Genomic DNA, 23237 nt, shown 5'->3' on the forward strand with positions numbered 1-23237 from the left:
TTTTAAACATCATACTCCAATTACCATGTGAATACATGAAAGTTGATGCGATTGATATCGAAATGACCGCAATATGGTATAATAATATTTATATTTATAATGAAGAAAGGAGCATACCGATGGCTGAAATTACAAATGAAATGATTTTGCAAGCGATTAAAGAACTGGCTGAGCAGCTAAAAAACCATTCAGAAGAAACGAATAACCGGTTTGAACAAATTGACCAACGATTTGAACAAACCGATCAGCAGTTTGAACAAACGAAGCAGCAATTGGTCGAAATCAATGAGCGGCTCGACCAAGTTGAACAAAAGATCGAGGAGATGGACAAACAGCTCACTGATGTAGCAAACGGTCAAAAAATTCTTGTGGAAGAGTTGTTTGAAAATAAGAAAGAAATCAAGCGAGTCAAAAATATTTTAAACATATATTAACCGCACTGATCTATTAAGTGTTTTTTTTGGACAAAACCGTTAGATAAAAACAAAATGATGTCTGAAATTAGCTTTTCGCCTCCCTGTTTTCTTCAAAATAATGTCCAAACTTCTTCGCCTTTTTCTATTTAGCTTTATTCATTCCTATTATTATCCAATTAATACTATCCCCGTTTCTTACCTCTAGTCAAGTATTTTTTATTAAATAATTTGGTTAATATAGATTTTATTTTGGAAGGAAGGGGGACCCCTTCCTTCCAAAATAAATTTTCGCATGACAAATAGACCTCACGATTTCCATTTTTTTCGTCAGGTCTTTGTGATATAATCTTACTTACGATTACTGATGCATTGTTGCCTTTTCGTAATCGTATTTCAGATTATGTGTGATAAGGTGATAAGCCGATTTCAAGAACTTATTCACGCATGCTATGGACGCAACTTTATGAGGTTTCCTCTGGGGTTGCGTTTTTAATTTATCATAATAATCTACAATATGATTTTGTGTGTTTTTCCGTAGTTGGATCATGGTCTGGATCATGTAAAATAGAATCTTTCTAAGTTTGTTATTTCCTCTTTTATTAATCTTGTCTTTATAAAAGGTATTCCCAGATTGATATCTCATAATATCAATACCGACGTAAGCATTCAGTTGTTTATGGTTTTTGAATCGTCGAATATCTCCTAATTCTCCAATTAAACGAACTGCAGTCGTTTCTCCGATTCCTGGAAATGAAATTAAAATCTGATACTCTTGTTTATCTTTCGATAATTTAACCATCTTTTGGACAAGTTGATCTCTTTTCTCCTTCAAGTCTGCAATCCGTTTGGCATAATCCCGCACTTGTTCACAGCGAATATCATCTTTTGAAATTGCTGGATACGCTTCTTTTGCTGCTTCGATTAAAGCGATCCCTTTTTCTTCAGCACGTGCCAATGATAAGTTTTTTCTTGTGTTGGCTTTTAAACGATTACGAATCACTGTTTTTGAACAAACTAACACATGATCCGGATGAGGGTATAATTGAACGACATTCAAAAATAAGTAAGCGTCAAATCTTGCACACCTTCTTGATGTGCTAATTTCATGAGATAATCTCCTCAAGATGAAATTGAAGGGGGTTTTTTTATGCCTAAGAATCCTGAATTACGAAAGGTTTGGGAACAACGAATCGCTGACTATCGTAAAAGCGGTCAAACTCAAGTAAACTGGTGCAAGGAAAATCAATGGAGTATTCACCAGTTTAAATACTGGTTAAGAAAAATTGAAAATCCAATAAAAAATCAAGGAAAGTCTACAAAATGGGCATCCGTTACCCTAGAAGATCATTCACAAACAGTTGAAAATTCATTACGGATTGAAATTAGTGGGATTTCAATTGAAGTAAAACCTGGTTTCGATCCGGCCTTTCTTTCAGAAGTGGTTAGGACGTTGAAATCAACATGTTAGTTGGTACAAGAGCTGAACGAGTTTACTTGGCAAAAGGAAGTACTGATTTGAGAAAATCCATTGATGGATTAGCTGCTTTGGTGAAAGAGGGATTTGATTTAGATCCCTTTTCATCAAGCTATTTTGTGTTCTGTAATCGAAAGCGAGATAAATTAAAAATTCTTCACTGGGACTATAATGGTTTTTGGCTTTATTATCGTCGATTGGAAAAAGGAAAATTTCAATGGCCAAATGAAAATGACACTGGAACGATACAAATTAGTTATCGGCAATTACGCTGGTTATTGGATGGTCTTGCAATGGAGCAAAAGAAAGCACACCCAGAAGTAAAGGCTAGAACAGTTATATGAATTTTTTACTTTTAACAAAAACCTTGGAGGAAAATAGCTAAAACCGTCGAATTATTACTACATGATGAAAAATTTAAAGAATCCTAACCAAAACCCATTTGAATTAATTGAAAAACTTCAACAGCAAATCGTTGAATTGACGGCGAAATTACAATGGTATGAAGAACAGTATCGTCTTAGTCAAAAACGAAAATTTGGCTCTTCAAGCGAAAAAACAAATCCTAATCAATTAGAACTACCTTTATTCAATGAAGCAGAGGTAGAGTCTAATGTAAAAGCCGAAGAGCCAACTGTTGAAACAATTACATATCGTCGTAAAAAGAAACGTGGTCAACGTCAAGCTACGTTTGAAAACCTGCCTATGGAAACGATTGAATATCGTTTACCCGAAGAAGAGCAGGTCTGTTCGTGTTGCGGTGAAAAAACACACGAAATGAGCACAGAAGTACGACAAGAATTAGTGATTATTCCGGCTCAAGTCAAAGTTTTAAAACACGTTCGATATGTCTATGGATGCCGTCATTGTGAGCGTAATGAAATAGAGACACCAATCGTTACAGCACCTGCCCCAAAATCTGTGTATCCAAAAAGTTTAGCTTCACCGTCAAGCATGGCATATATTATGAATCAAAAATATGTAGAGGGGCTACCTCTATATCGCCAAGAACAACAGTTCAAACGATTAGGTGTGATCTTATCCAGGCAAACCATGGCCAATTGGATGCTTTATGGTGCCGAAAAATGGCTTGCGCCAATTTATCAACGAATGAAAGAGCATCTCCTCTCTAAAGACATTCTACATGCGGATGAAACAACTGTTCAGGTTTTACATGAACCTGGAAGGTCAAGCACATCGAAATCTTACATGTGGCTTTATCGGACTGGAAGAGAGGATCCACCACTTGTCCTTTATGACTATCAGGAAACTAGAGCAGGAGAACATGCCAAAGAATTCCTAAAAGGGTTTAAAGGATACCTGCATGTCGATGGATATGCAGGATACCATAAGGTATCCGGCGTAACATTAGTTGGATGTTGGGCTCATGCCCGCAGAAAGTTCGATGAGGCTTTAAACGTACTTCCTGAATCCAAACGTCATTCAGCAGTCACAGCTCGGGAAGGACTCAATTTCTGTAATCAGCTATTTGCCATCGAGCGTGATTTGAAAGAATGTACACCAGAAGAACGATATAAAAAACGACTTAAACACAGCCAACCATTGTTGGAGGCTTTTTCAGCATGGCTAAAAACAGAGAAAAGCAATGTTTTACCAAAGAGTCTATTAGGTCAAGCCATTACATACTGCCTCAACCAATGGGAAAAACTCGTGGCATTTTTAGAGGATGGACGTTTAGAAATCGATAATAATCGAAGTGAACGATCCATTAAACCATTTGTGATCGGAAGGAAGAACTGGATTTTTAGCAATACTCCGAAAGGAGCTAAGGCCAGCTCAATCATTTACAGTATTGTGGAGACAGCAAAAGAGAATAAATTAAATCCATTTTATTATCTTCGCTACTTATTTGAAAGGCTTCCCAATATGGATATAAGCAATATGGATGAGCTTGATCAACTACTTCCTTGGTCCAAAACAATTCCTTTGAATTGTCGGGTTTTTAATAACTTATCACAATAATAGTATTTAATCCCTATCATTAAAAGGTGGGGATTATTTTACGCTTACTTTCAAAGCTTTATGAAGATTCCTTAGCTCAGCAATGAGAGCATCACTTTGACAGGGTAGAGGCCGCTGGTTCGAGCCCAGTCGGAATAATCATTAAAAACCTTGGTATGACGCGGTTTTTGTGAAATACAAGAATCGCATTTTTCTTGTGCGTCCGGCATGGATCCATTCTATAGGGTGAGAGGCACGAACCATGAAGGCAGTTGTAGAGTTAGCTTTAAAATAGAAAAACCTTGAAAGCCTTGTAACCAATCAAGGTTATTTAACGCTTTTTAATTGCTATACTTGTTTATCCAATCTATAATGTCTTGTTCTACATGTAGATATTCATCTGGACTATCTTTTAAATCAATTCCGGAAACAATTTGTAAAAGTTCCCAAACAGTTTCATCTGATATATTTGGCTCATCCTGTATTACATATTTTGAAGCCCAATCTGCTACTTCTTCTCGTGTTAGCTTTCCTTGTAAAATCATTTTTAATTTATTAATTATTTCTTCTTTTGTTGGTTGTTTCATTTTTTCACCACTTTCCAATATAATTCCCATTGCTAGAAAAAAAACCTTGAAAGAGTTTTTACTCAATCAAGGTACTCAAGAATTTGTAGTTCTATTCTGCTTTTACAGCTTCTTTTAATTGTTCTACTACACTTTTTAGCCATTGAATTGGAGTTAGCTCAAGATCAGGAAAATATACTCCGTCTGCACAGTGTTGAATGTATTCATTCTTTTCATCATCCGAATACTCACTATTGATGAATTCTGTTAAAAATACGATAGCAGATTTAAGATATTCTTTACTTTCCTCTGTTAACAATTCTTGTAATGCCTCTTCAGGTGAATCTGCATCTTGATGAAAAGTCCCAGCCAAGAACTGAAAAACTGGATCTTCTGGATTATTTTTGACTAACAAGCATTTTTCCCTCCATTCCATTATTTGGTTGGATAACCAGTTAAAATAAAATTCCCTGCTTCATCCTTCTTTAATACTATCTTAGCATTCGACATATGTTCAACTGTCGTAGAACCTTTGTGTACCCCACGTCCAATAATTTCTGTACCCTGATAAGGCAGAACCAAAGTTGATTTGCTTTTTGGATTACTCAACCAAGCTTGAATAATTTTTTTGTTGTTTGGATCGTTTAAAACTTCGCTAGCAACTTTTTCAGCAGTAGCTCTATCTTTAAAAGTTGATGCTCCTGTTATTTTAGGATTATCTTTTAACCGCTGCAATAACTCGGCATCAGTCTTTCCAACATGTCTGGAAATCAAATGCCCACCCCTTGCCTCATGTGCTGCTAATCCTCCACCGGGGGCAAGAGGGCTAAAGTCTTTAGGATTAACATTACCTTTACCCTTAGTGCTAAGTTCAATGCCATCGTTGCCTGCTTTACCTCCGCCTACATTTATCCCATCCATCTTACTTAACCAAGCTTGAATCTTATTCTCCACCGGAACCTTAACATTCCCAGCCCCTTCTATGGCCAATCCCATTTGCCGGCTTGGCAGGAGGTGTCTTAAGTTTGTTGCGGCGTTGTCTACGAATCGGCCGACTTGCAACGCACCTTTTTTTGCACCGGTTTTTAAATGCTGCGGCATTTCTTTCGCCCATGCTTTCGCATTTCGAATGCGGACAACTATGTCTTGATCGGCACGGACAACCAGGTCGCAGGCACGTTGTGATTTCTGGTGCAAGCCAGCTTTCAAGCTTGTAAATAGCTTGGGATCCATGGCTTCTAGAAGAGGTGCGAACCGGGCGGCGCTGCTGAATTTCGAAAGCGCGTTGACGCCAGGGACGATATCCAATGGGACGAGGGCACCGCGGAATACTCTTTCGCCTGTTCCCAGTTTCCTCCCTGAAATCCAGTCTTTTCCGGAAACGGTCGAACTTAATTCCAGTGTACCATAAGCCACACCCAATGCCATCCCTGCCGGCGGACAAATGAATGAAGCGCCGACAATCACGGCAAGCGCCGTAATTTGTCCCCAGAATTCTTTATTCAACTGTCCGTCTTTGATCGATTCATACTGAAAAGCATGGGAATTCAATGTCGCCTGTATATATTCTTTTTTCGAAAAGTCCTGGCGGGGGTTCAGTTCTTTTCATGAGGCGTATTCCCGTTCCATCAGCCTGGCATAGTAGTTGCTGCCGCTGAACAAATCTTCCAGTCCGACCTCGGCTTTCGGCACTTCGATCGTCTCCTGTGAGCCATAAGTTCCTGGAACAACGATTGTTTCTTTTGCGCCGATGCGGTTTTTCGTCTTGATCTCTGATATCGATAAGTCGCGCATCGCTTCGACAAAAGCATCGATATCTTGATAAAACGGCTCATCGATGGTGCGGTCGACAATATCTCCGATGCGGCCGCTAAAGCGGTGCATGACAAGAAAATTCTCATATAAGCTTTGATATTGGCTTTTGCGATCGGTATGGGTAAAAGAGATGACACCGTCGCTGTCATATTTGGCGATGTCTGACTGGGCGTCTTCCAAAAGATCGCTGATATCTTTTAAGTTGTCGATCATGCATTTTCCCCATGCACCGGCGCCGATCAGGTTGCCGATGCCTTTCTTGGTCCTTTCCCATTCTGAAGGTATATAGTTGACATTCACTGTATCCATGTCTCCGATTGAAACGAAATGGCTTCCATCAAGTGGAAAAGCTTTTTGTTTCATTATAAGACATATAAAGGAATTTTTAGTAAATAGAAATAAAAAAAGGAGATTTTAAGAAAAAACTACCAAGAGGTTTCTAGATTATTTTCTTATTTAGGTAATAGAGACCGATTATATTGTCTTGAATAAAAAATGCCCTTTATGGAATATAGAACCAAAGCCGTATAAAGCAACTTTTATTATTTCCACTGTAAACTTGACAGGGGGAAGTTCAAAATTAGGAACTCTTTTATTAAATAAAGTACTTTTTCAGTGGTGACGATGTATACGGGCAACTTTTTTATTGACGAACTTGTATATACAGGTTAAAATAAAAGCATCTTGTATATACAAGTTTTGAAAGCGGTTAAAAGGAGAGTTCACAATGTTAAAAAAATGGTTTCGAAAAAAAGAGGAAACGCTCTTAGCCCCTTTAACCGGAAAAATAGTCGAGATCGAACAAGTTCCTGATCCAGCATTTTCCCAAAAGCTCATGGGGGATGGAGTGGCTATTGATCCTGCAGACGGAATTGTCGTTTCGCCGGTCAATGGGGAAGTTATTCAATTTTTCCATACGAAGCATGCGATTGGTATTCGTTCTGAGACGGGACTGGAGCTATTGATCCACATCGGTTTAGACACCGTTATGATGAACGGTGAAGGATTTGTTGGACATGTGAAGGTCGGTGACAAAGTCAAGGCGGGCGACAGTTTACTGACATTCGATCTTGCATTGATCAAAGAAAAAGCAGCAAGCACGATCACACCGATTGTCATCACCAATATGGATGCCGTTCAATCACTCGAAAAGAAGTCGCTCGAAAGCGTGCAGGCAGGAACGGATTCATTTATGGTTGTCGTAGCAAAATAACACTTGTTTTGTAAACGATTACGGGGGGATCATCATGAATATCAGCAAACAATCAGTTGAAAAGATTGTTGAGTCTGTTGGAGGAAAAGAGAATATTGTAGCGGCAACACATTGTGTTACCCGGTTAAGATTTGCATTAAAGGATGAGGGAAAAGTAGATAAAGAGGCTTTGGAAAGCATTGATCTCGTCAAAGGCTCCTTTTCGGCAAACGGTCAATTTCAAGTCGTGATTGGACAAGGGCTTGTCGATAAAGTGTACAACGAAATGGTGGAGTTGACGGGGATTGACCGCGCGACAAAGCAAGAGATTAAAGATGCAGCGGAAGCGAAGCTAAACCCGCTTCAGCGTGCGATTAAAACATTAGCTGATATTTTTATTCCGATTTTGCCGGCGATTGTGACAGCAGGTTTGTTGATGGGAATTAATAATATCCTGACAGGCCAAAATATTTTTTATGAAGGCAAATCATTTGTGGAAGTGCATAAAGAGTGGGCCGATCTTGCCAGCATTATTAACTTAATTGCCAATACGGCGTTCGTCTTTCTGCCAGGTTTAATCGGTTGGTCAGCGGTAACGAAATTCGGCGGCAGTCCATTGCTTGGTATTGTGCTAGGCTTAATGCTTGTTCACCCAGATTTGTTAAACGCATGGGGCTGGGGAGCAGCGAAAGAAGAAGGAAACATTCCTGTATGGAATTTGTTCGGATTGGATGTTCAAAAGGTAGGATATCAGGGTCAAGTATTGCCTGTGTTAGTGGCATCGTACGTGCTGGCGAAAACAGAGCTGTTTTGGCGTAAACGAATTCCCGATGCGTTTCAGTTGCTGTTAGTCGCTCCGCTTTCGCTGCTATTTACCGGTTTTTTAGCGTTTATTGCGATCGGACCGATTACATTTGCAATCGGCAACGGGATTACAAGTGTATTTGTTTCAGTGTTTCATAATGTTCCAGCAATTGGCGGGCTTCTATATGGAGCGATATATGCCCCTCTTGTTGTCACGGGGATGCATCATACGTTCTTGCCGGTTGATTTGCAGCTGATCACCAACACTGGCGGAACATTTTTATGGCCGATTCTCGTTCTTTCTAATATCGCTCAAGGTTCGGCGGCGTTAGCCATGATGTTTTTAGCAAAAGATGAAAAACTGAAAGGGCTGTCATTCACATCTGCCGTTTCAGCTTATTTGGGTATCACGGAACCGGCCATGTTTGGAGTGAATTTACGCTACCGTTATCCATTTATTTCTGCGATGATAGGAGCAGCAATTGGCGGAATGTTCATTACGCTCAATAAAGTGATCGCATTTTCTATTGGTGTTGGCGGTCTTCCTGGGTTTTTATCAATCGTTCAGCAAAAATGGGCGCCGTTTTTCATTGGAATGGCGATCGCGATTGTGCTGCCGTTTGCTCTAACATTTGTGTTAGGAAAAATTCGCAAAGATCATAATTAATAGAACTGTGTTCTAAATAATAAAATGAATAATCAAAGATTCATACCATTGGTGAATGACCGCCAATGGTATCGTTTTTCCCGATAGTCTCAAAATTATAAACGAGGTGATATTCATTGAAGCAGCCATGGTGGAAAAAAGCCGTTGTTTATCAAATTTATCCGAAAAGCTTTAAAGACACGACGGGAAATGGAATAGGAGATTTGCAAGGGATTATCGAGAAATTAGACTATTTAAAGACATTAGGGATTGACGTCATTTGGCTGACGCCTATTTATGCTTCGCCGCAGCGAGATAACGGCTATGATATTAGTGATTATTTTAGCATTCATCAAGATTATGGAACAATGGAGGATTTCGAGCGTTTGCTTGCTGAAGCCCATCGGCGCGGTATCAAAGTGATAATGGACATGGTCGTAAACCATACCTCGACCGATCATGAGTGGTTTCAGCAGGCGCGTTCGTCAAAAGAAAACCGCTACCGCCATTTTTATATTTGGAAGGATCCTAAACCAGACGGCAGTGCCCCAACAAACTGGAAATCCAAATTTGGCGGATCGGCTTGGGAGTATGATGAGCAAACGGGACAATATTATCTGCACTTGTTTGATGTAACTCAGGCCGACTTAAATTGGGAAAATGAAGAGCTGCGCAAAACGATTTATGAAATGATGCATTTTTGGTTTCAAAAGGGAATTGATGGCTTTCGCTTAGATGTCATTAATTTGATTTCGAAAGATCAACGTTTTCTCGATGATGACGAATCCCTGCCATTGGGTGACGGCCGCCGATTTTATACAGACGGTCCGCGCATCCATGAGTTTTTGCAGGAAATGAATAGGGAAGTATTTTCTAAATATGATATTATGACAGTCGGTGAGATGTCATCGACCACCATTGACCATTGCATTCAATATACTAATCCAGCACGGAACGAATTGAATATGACGTTTAACTTCCACCATTTAAAGGTAGACTACCCAAATGGTGAAAAATGGGTGGCAGCTCCATTCGATTTTCTGGCTCTAAAACGAATTTTATCTACTTGGCAAGTGGAGATGAATAAAGGCGGAGGCTGGAATGCGCTCTTCTGGTGCAACCATGACCAGCCGAGAATTGTGTCGCGCTATGGCAATGATGGAGCATATCATAAAGAATCGGCGAAGATGCTGGCAACAGTTATTCATATGATGCAAGGAACACCATATATTTACCAAGGTGAAGAAATTGGCATGACCAACCCGAAGTTTGAGCGAATTGAAGAATACCGAGATGTGGAAACATTAAATATGTATAAAATTTTGCTTGAGCAAGGAAAAACAGAAGCAGAGGTGCTTGAAATTTTAAAATGTAAATCGCGCGATAATTCACGGACACCTATGCAATGGGACGACAGTCCGCATGCCGGATTCACAACTGGGACTCCTTGGATTCATGTCGCGCCGAATTTTAAAGAGATTAATGTGAAAAAAGCATTAGAGGATCCAACATCGATTTTTTACCATTACAAACGTTTGATTGAATTGCGAAAGAACTATGACATTATTACAACAGGAAACTATCAGCTATTGTTAGAGGATCATCCGCAAATTTTTGCTTATGTGCGCAATGGAGATGGTGAAAAGCTTCTAGTAGTGGCTAACTTTTTTGGCGGCCAAACAAAATTTGTTTTGCCGAATGAGCTTGATATAAACGGATATACAAGCCGTATCCTGCTTTCCAACTATAATGACTCTTCTGAACATGTACAAGAAATCATGTTGCGTCCATATGAAGCGATTGTGTATCATTTAACAAAATGATACTATACAATTCGGTGATGACTATGAAGGAAAATAAATTTATGGCGATTTACAACGACCTTTTGCTTCATATTCGCAAAGGCATTTTTCAGCCGAACGAAAAGCTGCCTTCTGAAAATGAATTGTCCCAGCGGTATCAAACATCGCGTGAGACGATTCGCAAAGCGCTCAATCTTCTATCAGAGCATGGCTATATTCAAAAAATAAAAGGAAAAGGTTCGATTGTGTTAGATGTAGGAAAATATGATTTTCCTGTCTCTGGACTTGTCAGCTTTAAAGAATTGGCGCAAAAAATGAACAAGCCGGCAAGAACGATCGTACATGAACTGGAATTGATCGAGCCTGATGAATATATTAAAAGACAATTGGAAACCGAAAATAAGGAAAAAGTTTGGAAAGTGATTCGTGCTAGGGAAATAGAAGAAGAGAAAATTATTTTAGACAAGGACTTTCTTTGCCAAAAATTCGTTCCAACATTGACGCGCGGCATTTGTGAAAATTCGATTTATGAATATATCGAAAATGAATTAAAGCTTCGCATTAGCTTTGCGAAAAAAGAAATGTTTGTCGACCGAGTGACAGCTGAGGATCAAAAATATATGGATTTAAACGGCTACGAGCATGTAGTAGTGGTGAAAAATTTTGTCTACTTAGAAGATGCGAGCTTGTTTCAGTATACCGAATCGAGACATCGGCTCGATAAATTTCGGTTTGTTGATTTTGCGCGGCGTACTCATCACCCGGGGATGTCCGATAAGTCCTTAAAATGAAGCCAGTGGAGAAAAACGAGTTGTTTTTCTCCACTCAGCTTGTAGATTTTGTTGACAAGCTAACCTTGAAAGAGTGTCGAACACTCATTCAAGGTGTTTATAATTACTTATATTGCACGGCTCCTAGAAATCTAAACTGATGTTTTTCATTGATATTTCCATTATATTGAAAGTTATAAAGTAAAAGAACTGAGTTCGCTTCTTGATTTAAACAATCACCGCAAAACTCTATAAATTTTGGAATTATCTCCTCATCATAAGAAAAGCCTTCAAGTAGAACACGGCAATCATTCGATGGCTCATCATAGAATTCTACTTTTCTAAAATCTTCATTGTAGTAATCAATGTTAAAGTCTTTTTCAAATTCGGAAGGTAGTAAATCTCCATCTTCTTTAGTGAGAGCGCCACCTTGACAGGGATAGTGGTCGCTGGTTTGAGACCAGTCGGAATCATCCTCAAAAATCTTGATATGACGCGGTTCTTGCCAGAAGCTAATCGAGGTGGAGTAATCCTCTCGCTATAGTAATCGGTGGTAGCGAAGAAAAAGTTGCGAAAAAATTTTTATAAAATGGTGGAAAAACAAGGGTAAGGTTTTTGGCGAAAAAAACGGTAGTAACTGATAATTTTTCAGCGGGTTATATTTGATGAAAATTGTAAAATAGGGCATCTTTTTTATATACATTTTGTGCGTACAAGATAACTCTAAAAATTATCATATAGAACTTGAATAGATTACATGCACAAATTGTATCACTAGCAGCTCGTTCGGCACTACGTCACTAGTAGAAAATCCTCAAAAGAGAATTTATATTCCCCTTTTGAGGGTTAATTCAATGATATTTTACTTCAATCCTATTCTTACTTCACCGTCATGAAATATCTCAATAACATATCCTGAAGATGGTGAAAATATCCATGTATCAAAACTTACAGCAGTAACATCATCTATAACTTCAAATACTTTATTTAACTCAGATTGAATTATAGGTAATGTCCTTTCATCCCAAATAACATATATAACGTTGCTGTATTCATCAATGTTTTGGTTCAAAAAGGAGATGATCTCATCAACTGTATTCATTTTAGCATGATAAGTCACTTTCTCCCATTCAATACGCCCCCACTCAGTAAATGGAAAAGAATTCTCAAAATCTCTTAGTACTTGCTCTCCCTCACTATCAGATAAGACGTGTACATTCTCACCTAGTGCTTCAATACACTCATCAAATAAACTCATTCAAATTCCCCCTTATCTATTTAAATGTTTTAATAAAGATTTAAAGGTGCTTTCGTTACCCTCGAATGGAATAACGATTTTTCGAGCATTAGCCTCTTTACCATTGCGAAAATCTTCAATGTTTATATGTGTCCCCTTATTTGGGTCATAGTCTAATCTCCATCTTACTTTTCCGTCAGCAGACTGCCTACCAATTACTTTACCATATCCAGCACTTGACTTAAGAGTTCCTATATATGGCTTTGAATTTGGTCCTAAATTTCCAACTAGGTCTAGTGCTTTATTTCTAGCCTGTTCATATGTCTAGACTTTATCTAATACTTGTTCCCCTTTACCAATACCCTTAGTGCTAAGTTCAACGCCATCATTGCCTGCTTTACCTCCGCCTACATTTATCCCATTCATCTTACTTAACCAAGCTTGAATCTTGTTCTCCACCGCATGTGTATTCTCCGCCGGAACCTTAACATCCCCAACCCCTTCCATGGCGAATCCCATTTGCCGGTCAGGGATCACATTTTTCAGATTTGTTATGACATGCCTCCGATTGAAACGAAATGGCTTCCATCAAGTGGAAAAGCTTTTTGTTTCATTATAAGACAGATAAAGGATTTTTTAGTAAATAGAAATGAAAAAAGGGAATTTTAGCAAAAAACTACCAAGAGGTTTCTAGATTATTTTCTTATTTAGGTAATAGAGACTGATCATATTGTCTTAAAATAAAAATCCCCCTTAAAATTTGAAGGGGGATAAATGATTCTGTTTTGCAGGTAATCTTGACGGCAGCTTGTCGTCGATTTTTTGGTTTTATAATATGTTTGTTGGCGTATTTTTTGTTTAAGATAAAAATAAATTTTTTGCATTCTATTAGACTATGATTTATCCTACTACTACACCTTAACAGGGTGGAGGTCGCTGGTTTGAGACCAGTCGGAATCAACGAGATGAAAAGTCATAAATCCTTGAGATATAGGGCATTGACCTATTTACATGTTCAAAAGTTGAGAGTCGATCGAGTAGTGGAAACAAAAGATTGATTATTGAATCACCCGCCAAAGTGATGGAAAGGTGCGTAAAAATGTTAGGGGAAAGTAATGGAATGGCGTTTAAAAGTGATTGAATCCCTAGCTAAAGTGATGGGAAAGTGCTTAAAAGTGATTGAATCTCTAGCCAAAGTGATGGGAAAGATCCCAGAAGTGATTTAAATCCCCAACAAAAGTGGAGGAATCAATCGATCCTAGAAGTAACCTATCAAATTTGCAGCAATCGGTGAATGACCGATTGCTTTATTATTCGGAGCACAGGATTTTAAATCTCGAATGCTTATTTTGTTACCCCATGCATTAAAAATGGGTTTAATATTATAATAAATAAAAGAGAACTCATTTTTGAGGTGGACTAGGAATGAATAAAACTATTGCAGATATAGCAAAAATTTCGGGAGTTTCCAAAAGCACTGTATCTCGCTACTTAAATGGTGGATCTGTTAGTGAAGCAACAAAAAGAAAAATTGAACTTGCCATTAAAGAAACAGGATATACACCTAATCCTTTTGCACAAAGTTTAAAGGCTAAGAAAACATATTTTATTGGAACGATTGTTCCGCGATTAGATTCCTATGCAGCATCGCATACTTTAATTGGGATTGATGAACAATTAAAAGAGTTGAATTTTCAATTATTAATATCCAATACGAATCAGCAAATTGAACGTGAAATTGAAACGATTTATAGCTTGGCTAGTCAAAAAGTTGCGGGAATTATTTTACTTGCTACTCAAATTACACAAGTACATTTAGAGGCATTTGAAAAGGTGAACATCCCGATTCTTCTTGTTGGTCAAGAACATCCTGATGTACATAGTCTGATTCATAATGATTTGGAAGCAGGCTATGCAATTGGAAAATATGTATTAGAGAAAGGGCATCGAAAAATTGCTTACTTAGGTGTTACCGAAAAGGATGTGGCAGTTGGAGTAAGAAGAAAGGAAGGATTTAAAAGGGCAATAGCAGAAGCGGAAGGATGTGAGGTTCGTTATTTTGAAACAGGTTTTAATATGTTTGCTGCTCAACAAAGGGTAACAGAAATGCTAGAAGGATTTCAGCCAACTTGCATTGTGTGTGCAACGGATAATATTGCTCTTGGTGCTTTAAGGGCAGCACAATTAAAAGGATTGAGCATTCCAAAGGATGTTTCTATTACGGGTTTTGGAGGATATGATGTGACGGAAATTATTCACCCAGGGCTAACAACAGTAAAACTGTTTTTTAAAGAGGCTGGAAAGATGGCAGCGCAAAACATTGTAAAGCTTGTCAATGAGGAGTCAGTTCCAAAAAGAACATTATCAAAATATGAAATTATTGAACGAGAAAGCGTTGACAGCATCATTCCTAATGACTTATAATCAGACTGGAACCGGTTCCATTTCATAAAGTTTGGAACCGGTTCCTAAATCGTGAAAAATGGAACCGGTTCCACTAAATAAATGGGGGAGGAAGCTATGAAATACGATCAAATCGCAAAAGAAATTTTAGAAGCTCTTGGTGGAAAAGATAATATTTCTGCTGCAGCTCACTGTGCGACACGTTTACGTCTAGTTTTAAATGATGAAAGTAAAATAAATCAAGAAGCGCTTGACAAAATGGACGATGTAAAAGGAACTTTTTCAACGGGTGGACAGTTCCAAATTATTTTAGGGTCAGGTACAGTTAACAAAGTTTATCAAGAATTGACCAAATTAACTGGACTTCAAGAAATGTCTACAAAAGATGTGAAAGATGCTGGAGCGAAAAATTTAAATCCAATTCAACGTTTAGTGAAGCTACTTTCTGATATTTTCGTTCCGATTATTCCTGCCATTGTTGCTGGCGGTCTTTTAATGGGAATTAATAACGTATTAACGGCAAAGGATCTATTTATTGAAGGTAAGTCCCTCATTGATGCATATCCAGAAATAGCGGACTTAGCAGCACTTATTAATACATTTGCCAATGCGGCATTTGTCTTTTTGCCAATTTTAATTGGTTTCTCCGCTACACAGCGCTTTGGTGGTAACCCGTACTTAGGAGCTACTTTAGGTATGTTAATGGTTCACCCTGATTTATTAAATGGTTGGGGTTATGGTAGCGCCTTAGCGAACGGTGAAATTCCAGTTTGGAGTATTTTCGGATTTGAAATTGAAAAAGTCGGTTATCAAGGGACCGTATTACCTGTATTAGCATCATCCTTTATTTTAGCGAAAACAGAACAATTCTTACGCAAATATATTCCGTCTGCACTTGATAACTTATTAACGCCATTATTAACGATTTTTATTACAGGCATTTTAACGTTTACAGCAGTAGGACCGATTACTCGTTCTGCAGGTAACTTATTAACAGACGGACTTGTTTGGTTATATGATACTACGGGACTCATTGGTGGTGCGTTATTCGGTTTAGTTTATGCCCCAATCGTTATTACAGGTATGCATCATAGCTTTATTGCAGTTGAAACACAATTGTTAGCAGAATTTGCTAAAACAGGTGGTTCGTTTATTTTCCCTGTTGCGGCTATGTCAAACGTAGCTCAAGGTGCAGCAACATTAGCTGTTTTTATGATTATTAATGATAAGAAAATTAAAGGTATTGCATCCGCAGCTGGTATTTCGGCTCTTTTAGGAATTACAGAGCCTTCTATGTTTGGTGTTAACTTGAAGCTACGTTATCCATTTATTGGTGCTATTACAGGTGCAGCTGTATCAGCCGCATTTATTACGATCTTTAAAGTAAAAGCTGTTGCGCTTGGAGCAGCCGGTTTACCAGGTATTATTTCAATTCGTCCAGATTCCATAGCTCCATACGTAATTGGAATGGTTATTTCATTCATCGTTGCATTCGTAACAACCATCATTTTAGCGAAACGTGCAGCGAAAAAAGAACAAGCAGCAGAAAAAGCATCTTAATAAATTAAATATTGGGGTCTGATCCTTAAAAAGAGGTCAGGCCCTGTGTTTACATCGTGAAGGAGTTTGAGGTTTAAAGATGGAATGGACGAGAAAACAACGGTATCGCCGAATCGAAGAAGCGACAAAAGAAGAATTGAATGCATTAAAAGAAAAAGTCAACAAAAGCATTTGGCGTCAGAAATTTCATATTCAACCAGTAACGGGACTTTTAAATGATCCAAATGGTTTTTCTTATTTTAACGGAGAATATCACTTGTTTTATCAATGGTTTCCGCTAGGTCCTGTTCATGGATTAAAATATTGGTATCACACAAAATCAAAAGATCTTGTCAATTGGCAAAATGTCGGAATTGGTATTAAGCCGAACGATTATTTTGATTCTCACGGAGCTTATTCAGGTAGTGCTATTTGTCATGACGGTAAGCTCCATTTAATGTATACAGGAAATACAAGAGATGAAAATTGGGTTCGTCATCCATATCAATGCTTAGCGGTAATGAATGAAAATGGACGTATTGAAAAATTACAAGAGCCGGTTATTAAAGAAGTTCCAAAAGGTTATACCGATCATTATCGCGATCCGAAAGTTTGGAAGGAAAATGACACTTTTTATGCTGTTATCGGGGCACAGAGGGAAAACAAAACAGGTTGTATTGTTCTTTATTCATCACCTGATTTAAAAAATTGGACATTTGAAGGTGAGGTTCAAACAAACTTAAAGGAATTTGGATTTATGTGGGAATGTCCCGATTATTTTGAACTAGATGGAAAAGGTGTGCTGATCTTCTCACCACAAGGGTTAGAGCCAAAGGGAGATCAATTTCAAAATATCTATCAATCCGGTTATCTTTTAGGGAACACACTAGATTTAAAGACAAAAGTTTTTGAACACGGTGAGTTTGTTGAGTTAGACCGTGGATTTGACTTTTATGCACCACAAACGACAATTGACCATAAGGGACGTCGCCTTTTAGTCGGGTGGATGGGTCTTCCCGAAATCGAATATCCAACTGATAAGGATGGGTGGGCTCATTGTTTAACATTACCGAGAGAGTTGACCGTTCAAAATGGAAAGCTTATTCAGTGTCCTGTAAAAGAACTAGAAACATTGCGACAAGATTCGGTAAATGTGAAAGATATTCTCGATGATGAGAAAAAAATGTATGAAGGATTCAATGGGACGACGTATGAACTTATTTGTGAATTTACGAACATGGAAGCAGATGAAGTCGGGATTGAATTCCGGTCATGTAAAGATGAAAAAACGGTCATCTCCTATAACAGAAAGGAACAAAAGGTGACCTTAGACCGTACCCATTCAGGGGAGGTTCCAGCTAAAGAATATGGAACAACAAGAACGTGCAGCGTTGAAGGGGATACGTTAAAGCTTCATCTGTTTGTTGATACGTCTTCTGTCGAAATTTTTATCAATGACGGCGTTGAAGTATTTACGAGCCGAATTTTTCCAAGACCTGAAAGCACAGATATTCGCTTCTTTGCACGAAACGGAAAAGTTACATTAGACACAACGAAATATAACTTATCCACTATGAATTAAAAGGGAGGTGTAGACAATGGGGCGCTTATTTTCAATTGGTGAAGTGTTAATTGATTTTATTCCAATGCAAAAAGGCAAAGCATTAAAGGATGTTCAATCTTTTAAACGTGCACCTGGGGGAGCCCCAGCAAACGTTGCAGCAGCTGTTGCGAGATTTGGGGCAGAATCTGCAATGATCACAAAGCTTGGAATGGATGCCTTTAGTGACTTTTTAATTGAAGAGTTACAAAAAATCGGTGTGAAAACAGATAAAATAAAGCGAACAAAGGAAGCGAATACAGGATTAGCATTTGTTTCACTGCGCGATGATGGTGAACGTGATTTTTCCTTCTATCGCAATCCTTCTGCAGATCTTTTGCTTTCAGAAGATGAAATTGAAGAAAGTTGGTTTGCCAAAGGAGATATTTTACATTTTTGCTCCGTCGATCTAGTCGAAAGCCCAATGAAAAAAGCCCATGAAAAAGCAATTCGACTTGTTAAAGAAAATGGGGGAATCATTAGCTTTGATCCCAACGTTCGCCTTCCACTATGGAACAGTGCAGAGGATTGTCGACAAACGATTTTAGAATTTATTCCGAAAGCACATATCATCAAAATTTCCGATGAAGAATTAGCGTTTATCACAGGAATCACTAATGAAAAAGAGGCGATTGAAAACTTATTCACAGGTGATGTAAAAGCCGTTATTTACACAAAAGGAGCTAATGGAGCCGACCTTTACACGAAGAATGCCAAATATGAATCAACTGGTTTCAAAGTTGAGGTTCAGGATACTACAGGTGCAGGAGATGCCTTTATCGGTGGCTTTTTATATAAACTACTCGAAAAAGAAGTAAACCATGATAACTTAATAGATGTATTAAATAAGCACCATCAAGATATCCTCACCTTTGCCAATGCAAGCGGTGCGATCACAACAACAGGAAAAGGTGCCATTTCATCCTTACCGACAAAAGAAGAAATCCTTAACTTCATTTCATGTAAATAAATACATATTAAGATTAGCAGCATAGACCACGGTCAAGGTCTGTGCTGCTATTTTTTTAGTAGGAGTGGAGAAAAGGTCGTGACAGCCCCAGAACTATGAGTTCGCAATGAAAAACTGGCCTACTTCACGGATCTTATAAGAATCAGATTTAATAGTTGGATCCATGAGATCGTGGATAAGAAAAGGGAATCATTAAGGTTATATGAAGGCTTCTACAAATAATGGAGGAAGGTTTATGCAAAGTGTCATTGCCTTTGATGTTAGTATGGGAAAGAGCTATATGGTTATTTATAATTCTGCTCAGATTTGTGTTTATGAGGAGGAAATATTACATAATCGCCTACAATTACGAAATCGCATCAGCAACTTTGTAGTTGTGTAGGAAAAAAAGCAAAAATCGTGGGGGCTATTTGGCATGCGTAAATTTATTTAGTTAGGGGCTTCTAATAAGTCGATTTTCCAGCTTATAGACGCCCCTTTAATGTTGATATATCAATGCTTATGATGTTTCGTTTTCAGTGGATTTTGACTTTTTGGACAGCCCCCTAAATAAATCCACTGAAACAAATAGATTTACTAAAAACTCTTGACTAATTGTAAGTAGGGGATGTCTCAAAACATGAGACATCCCCTTGCAACGATAAAGTACCTTCATCTTAAAACTGCTTGATGCTTACCATTTCCGCAATCGAATCAAAAATAATATTAACAGCGGTCTTTAGCTCATCATCGGTCATCGCCAAAACAGGGATAAACGTGATGACAGGACCTAATGGTCGGATAATGAGCCCGCGCTTTCTAGCTTCTAAAATAATTTTATGCTCAATCTGCTCCGAGCGCTCGAATATTTCTTTTGTTTTCTTATCCTTGACGATTTCGATGCCAATCATGAGTCCTTTTTGACGAATATCACCGACGATCGGCAGTTCATAAAGCTTTTGCAATTTACCTGCCAACGCATGGGCTTTTCGTTGTACATCCGATACTAAGTTTCTCTTTTCAATCAACTCAATATTTTTTAACGCAACAGAACAAGATAATTGGTTTCCAGTATAAGTATGACCATGGAAAAATGTTTTATTTTCATGAACCTCTCCTAAAAAGGCTGAATAAATTTCCTCTGTTGTCAAAGTTGCCGCAAGCGGTAAATATCCGCCTGTTATACCTTTGGCTAAGCAAACAATATCAGGCTGGACATCTTCTTGTTCGCAGGCAAATAATGTTCCGGTTCTACCGAATCCAACAGCTACTTCATCGCAAATAAGCAAAATATTGTATTTGCGGCAAAGCTTTTCAACACCTTTTAAAAACCCTTTTGGATGCACAATGATTCCTGCCGCTCCTTGAACGAGCGGTTCGACAATCATACCCGCGATTTCTGAATGATGCTGTTCAAGCGTTTCCTCAAGCTGTTTTAAACAATAATTCACAATTTCCTCTTCATCGCCATATTCGTCCATTCTATATACATATGGGGAAGGTACTTCAATTCGTTCAAACAATAGCGGCCTAAAGATTCGATGGAATAAATCCATTCCACCAACACTTACAGCACCAATCGTATCCCCGTGATAAGCTTCTTTTAATGAGATAAATTTGTTTTTATCTTTGTAGCGGACAGGGTCAATGTTTTGCCAGTACTGATATGCCATCTTCAATGCAATTTCAACGGCAGCAGCCCCTGTATCGGAATAAAATACTTTTGATAAATTTCCTCCCCAAATTTCCACTAGTTTTTTTGCTAATAAAATGGAAGGAACATTCGCGGACCCTAAAAGCGTAGAATGAGAGATTTTTTCAATTTGTTCATGAAGCACTTCGTTTAATTCAGGGTCACTGTGTCCGTGAACATTTACCCATAAAGATGCATAACCGTCTAAATATTTTTTTCCTTCGACATCATAAAGGTAGCTTCCCTTTCCTTTTTCAATGATGAGCGGCTTTTCTTCGATATAAGACTGCATTTGGGTAAAAGGATGCCATACATATTGTTTATCAAGTTGTTCTAACTGTTCGTAGCTATACTTCAATTTCTAATCCCCCTGACAATACATTCTTAAGTTCTTGCTTGGATATCAATGTTTTGGCTAATTGAGTAAGACTGTCTTTAGACAAAGAGTCCATTGTTGGCAATTTAGCGATGATAGGAAGATTCAACATCTTATGTATAGTCCGTACATTATCAATATGAATCATATTGTATTGGTCAAAATGGTTAAATATAAGCCCGAGGATTTTAATGTCGTGCATTTCGGCATAATTTACAGTTGTGAGTGTATGGTGTATAGCCCCTAATCCAGCCAAAGACACGAGAATTGTTGGCAATTCACATTCTTGAATTAAATCTTTTGTCATATAAAATCCGTTAGAATGTTCAATGAGCGGAACCGCGAGTCCACCTGCTCCTTCTACTAGAACAACATCGTATTGATTTTTTAATTCTAAAATTTTATTTTTTATTTCATTTGGCAGAATCGTAGTATTTGTGATCTCTGAAGCTAAATGAGGGGAAACAGCAGGCTCCATATAATACATCCCCGTAGAGCCTTTTTCTTCTCCGATCACTTCTTCATACCAATATTGATCGGCAAAAGAATCGCTCTCTTCTAATACACCTGTTTGAATGGGTTTAAATATTTTTGTTTTCACTCCCATTTCTTTCAATACCAGAAATAGAATGGAAGTGACAATCGTTTTGCCAATTTCTGTTCCGGTCCCTGTGATAAAAATCGCTTTTCCCATTAAGATGCAACTCCTTGTTTATGAATCAAAAAGTTCGTCCGTGGAAGAATCTGCGCTGCGATGATGGAACATAGGATACATAAGAAAATATCTCCCGGTATAGGAATCACAAAACCAAATAATAATGTTTGAGCAATCGTTAACGACTTATCGAAAATAAATTTCATTGCTGCATATAACCAAAGACAGCCAAGAAGATACACTACAAGAAGGCAGGCGAAATTAGCGAGGAAAATAGAAAATGTTTTTACCAATTGAAATCTCTTAATCAACCAGCCATTGACGTATGCTCCTAACACAAAACCTAGTAAATAACCAAATGTAGGTTTAAAAATGTAACTTGGACCTCCTCCTTCCGCAAAAACAGGCGCACCTGCCAGTCCAATCAAAACGTAAACAAGCTGGCTTAACATTCCGAGTTTTGGGCCTAACAAACACCCAGCTAAATAAACAGATACAATTTGCAGCGTAAATGGGACATATGGAATAGGGATTTTAATAAACCCACCGATCGCCGTTAACGCCGCAAAAAGAGCAATTAACACCATCGACTTGATTTTCATGTTTTTCCTCCTAATACAATATTTGTTTTTTATTATGCAAGAAGAATGATAGAAATGTCAACCTAAAATTTTATTTGGTTAACATATTAAAAAAGAAGGAGGTTAATGAAGGGAACTTTGCCAGCTATAACAGCAATCATCGAAAGACCGATTTTGTCATTGAAGCATGAAGTTTTTTCGGTCCAGACCCGGATAATTTTGACTATTAATAGATAGATATAAGCGATTCAAAATCAATCGGGAGCTGCAGCACATTCTTTCTTACACGGCGAATTATTCCGCCCGCTGCTTCCGGATTAAAAGAGCACAAGCTTATTATGATATAAACCGAGGAGCAAAGAAAAACGGCATCACTAAAATTGGTACCCGCACTTTCGAAAAACGTTTGGGTGCCATTTTTTTTAGCGCACGAAAGATGTAGCGTTGCTGCAGGAGATTTCATTCATCTCCTTCAGTCACGTTCAAGATCTGATCGAACAAGCGGCCGATGATTTCAGTTTATAATCAAGAAAGTTTCTTGTTCGTGTTTATGAATTACTGTTTCGCAATCTTTTAAACACCATCTCTTTTGCAGTGTCCAGTTTGCAAGATGGATAGTTTTCTGGAGAATGATGAGTTCAAGTAAAAACAACAAAGTTCGTCGTTTCAGAAGGGTAAACAAATATTTATGAGCAGTCGGGAAACTCAAGGAGTAATAGTGTTTACAAAAATGTGTAGAAAAATTTGACAAAAGTTT

General features: G+C 38.1%; 21 protein-coding genes and 3 pseudogenes. 13 read left to right on the plus strand and 11 right to left on the minus strand.

The features are described from left to right. Positions 1–119 precede the first annotated feature (119 nt). A complete protein-coding gene (locus RI196_RS05750; RefSeq protein ID WP_311067060.1) occupies positions 120–434 on the plus strand; it encodes a hypothetical protein in 315 nt (104 codons plus the stop codon). A gap of 340 nt (positions 435–774) precedes the next feature. Here RI196_RS05750 and RI196_RS05755 read toward each other — a convergent pair. Continuing rightward, positions 775–1479 (minus strand): annotated as a pseudogene (locus RI196_RS05755) (transposase); the annotation flags it as partial. Positions 1480–1563: 84 nt separating this feature from the next. Here RI196_RS05755 and tnpA point away from each other — a divergent pair. The 3 genes from tnpA to tnpC all read left to right on the plus strand — a co-directional run bounded on the left by tnpA (position 1564) and on the right by tnpC (position 3873). Continuing rightward, the gene (gene tnpA, locus RI196_RS05760; RefSeq protein WP_003352856.1) at positions 1564–1884 is read left to right on the plus strand and encodes an IS66 family insertion sequence element accessory protein TnpA; all 321 of its coding nucleotides are present in this window, start codon (positions 1564–1566) and stop codon (positions 1882–1884) included. Then, complete coding sequence (gene tnpB / locus RI196_RS05765; RefSeq protein ID WP_003352857.1) at positions 1878–2234, plus strand: IS66 family insertion sequence element accessory protein TnpB; 357 nt, start codon at positions 1878–1880, stop codon at positions 2232–2234. Before tnpA ends, tnpB begins: the two co-directional genes overlap by 7 nt. A 61-nt stretch (positions 2235–2295) precedes the next feature. Continuing rightward, positions 2296–3873 carry an IS66 family transposase gene (gene tnpC / locus RI196_RS05770; protein ID WP_094245431.1) on the plus strand — a complete coding sequence of 526 codons (1578 nt, stop codon included), beginning with the start codon at positions 2296–2298 and terminating at the stop codon, positions 3871–3873. Positions 3874–4193: 320 nt separating this feature from the next. Here tnpC and RI196_RS05775 read toward each other — a convergent pair whose 3' ends face one another. From RI196_RS05775 to RI196_RS05790, 4 genes are all read right to left on the minus strand, one after another. Next, a complete protein-coding gene (locus RI196_RS05775) occupies positions 4194–4439 on the minus strand; it encodes a YxzC family protein (RefSeq protein ID WP_063389304.1) in 246 nt (81 codons plus the stop codon). 91 nt (positions 4440–4530) lie between these two features. Further along, a complete protein-coding gene (locus tag RI196_RS05780) occupies positions 4531–4833 on the minus strand; it encodes a contact-dependent growth inhibition system immunity protein (protein WP_063389303.1) in 303 nt (100 codons plus the stop codon). Positions 4834–4853: 20 nt separating this feature from the next. Beyond that, on the minus strand, positions 4854–5969 hold the full coding sequence (locus RI196_RS05785; protein WP_311067062.1) for an RNase A-like domain-containing protein: 1116 nt from the start codon (positions 5967–5969) through the stop codon (positions 4854–4856). A gap of 54 nt (positions 5970–6023) precedes the next feature. Beyond that, positions 6024–6596 (minus strand): hypothetical protein, encoded by a 573-nt coding sequence (locus RI196_RS05790; RefSeq protein ID WP_063386462.1) that lies wholly within the window; start codon positions 6594–6596, stop codon positions 6024–6026. 364 nt (positions 6597–6960) lie between these two features. Here RI196_RS05790 and RI196_RS05795 point away from each other — a divergent pair, with 364 nt between their 5' ends. From RI196_RS05795 to treR, 4 genes are all read left to right on the plus strand, one after another. Then, positions 6961–7446 carry a PTS sugar transporter subunit IIA gene (locus RI196_RS05795; protein ID WP_063386461.1) on the plus strand — a complete coding sequence of 162 codons (486 nt, stop codon included), beginning with the start codon at positions 6961–6963 and terminating at the stop codon, positions 7444–7446. Between the two features lie 34 nt (positions 7447–7480). After that, positions 7481–8896 carry a PTS system trehalose-specific EIIBC component gene (gene treP, locus RI196_RS05800; RefSeq protein WP_063386460.1) on the plus strand — a complete coding sequence of 472 codons (1416 nt, stop codon included), beginning with the start codon at positions 7481–7483 and terminating at the stop codon, positions 8894–8896. Positions 8897–9012: 116 nt separating this feature from the next. After that, a complete protein-coding gene (gene treC / locus RI196_RS05805) occupies positions 9013–10698 on the plus strand; it encodes an alpha,alpha-phosphotrehalase (protein WP_063386459.1) in 1686 nt (561 codons plus the stop codon). Between the two features lie 23 nt (positions 10699–10721). Beyond that, positions 10722–11468 (plus strand): trehalose operon repressor, encoded by a 747-nt coding sequence (treR, locus tag RI196_RS05810; protein WP_063386458.1) that lies wholly within the window; start codon positions 10722–10724, stop codon positions 11466–11468. Positions 11469–11571: 103 nt separating this feature from the next. Here the strand turns inward: treR and RI196_RS05815 are convergent, their stop codons facing one another. The 3 genes and pseudogenes from RI196_RS05815 to RI196_RS05825 all read right to left on the minus strand — a co-directional run. Further along, a complete protein-coding gene (locus RI196_RS05815; protein ID WP_311067328.1) occupies positions 11572–11964 on the minus strand; it encodes an immunity 22 family protein in 393 nt (130 codons plus the stop codon). Between the two features lie 345 nt (positions 11965–12309). Further along, the gene (locus RI196_RS05820; protein ID WP_063386457.1) at positions 12310–12705 is read right to left on the minus strand and encodes a CDI toxin immunity protein; all 396 of its coding nucleotides are present in this window, start codon (positions 12703–12705) and stop codon (positions 12310–12312) included. Between the two features lie 12 nt (positions 12706–12717). Further along, positions 12718–13050, minus strand: a pseudogene (locus RI196_RS05825) (T7SS effector LXG polymorphic toxin); the annotation flags it as partial. Between the two features lie 1059 nt (positions 13051–14109). Here RI196_RS05825 and RI196_RS05830 point away from each other — a divergent pair. The 5 genes and pseudogenes from RI196_RS05830 to RI196_RS18520 all read left to right on the plus strand — a co-directional run. After that, positions 14110–15108 carry a LacI family DNA-binding transcriptional regulator gene (locus RI196_RS05830; protein ID WP_066249868.1) on the plus strand — a complete coding sequence of 333 codons (999 nt, stop codon included), beginning with the start codon at positions 14110–14112 and terminating at the stop codon, positions 15106–15108. A gap of 96 nt (positions 15109–15204) precedes the next feature. Further along, positions 15205–16647 (plus strand): sucrose-specific PTS transporter subunit IIBC, encoded by a 1443-nt coding sequence (locus RI196_RS05835; RefSeq protein ID WP_117017468.1) that lies wholly within the window; start codon positions 15205–15207, stop codon positions 16645–16647. 79 nt (positions 16648–16726) lie between these two features. Then, on the plus strand, positions 16727–18208 hold the full coding sequence (locus RI196_RS05840) for a glycoside hydrolase family 32 protein (RefSeq protein WP_117017469.1): 1482 nt from the start codon (positions 16727–16729) through the stop codon (positions 18206–18208). Between the two features lie 16 nt (positions 18209–18224). Next, complete coding sequence (locus RI196_RS05845; protein WP_117017470.1) at positions 18225–19196, plus strand: carbohydrate kinase family protein; 972 nt, start codon at positions 18225–18227, stop codon at positions 19194–19196. A gap of 235 nt (positions 19197–19431) precedes the next feature. Further along, positions 19432–19536, plus strand: a pseudogene (locus RI196_RS18520) (transposase); the annotation flags it as partial. 316 nt (positions 19537–19852) lie between these two features. Here RI196_RS18520 and bioA read toward each other — a convergent pair. From bioA to RI196_RS05860, 3 genes are read right to left on the minus strand one after another with little or no spacing between them, the layout of a single operon-like run. Continuing rightward, a complete protein-coding gene (bioA, locus tag RI196_RS05850; protein WP_311067063.1) occupies positions 19853–21226 on the minus strand; it encodes an adenosylmethionine--8-amino-7-oxononanoate transaminase in 1374 nt (457 codons plus the stop codon). Continuing rightward, on the minus strand, positions 21216–21938 hold the full coding sequence (gene bioD / locus RI196_RS05855) for a dethiobiotin synthase (protein ID WP_063386450.1): 723 nt from the start codon (positions 21936–21938) through the stop codon (positions 21216–21218). The genes bioA and bioD overlap by 11 nt, the downstream gene beginning before the upstream one ends. After that, positions 21938–22501, minus strand: coding sequence for a biotin transporter BioY (locus RI196_RS05860; RefSeq protein WP_063386449.1), 564 nt, complete (start codon positions 22499–22501; stop codon positions 21938–21940). Before RI196_RS05860 ends, bioD begins: the two co-directional genes overlap by 1 nt. Between the last annotated feature and the right edge of the window lie 736 nt (positions 22502–23237).

It is taken from the genome of Aeribacillus composti, from assembly GCF_031760945.1.
GTDB classification, from domain to species: Bacteria; Bacillota; Bacilli; order Bacillales; family Aeribacillaceae; genus Aeribacillus; species Aeribacillus composti.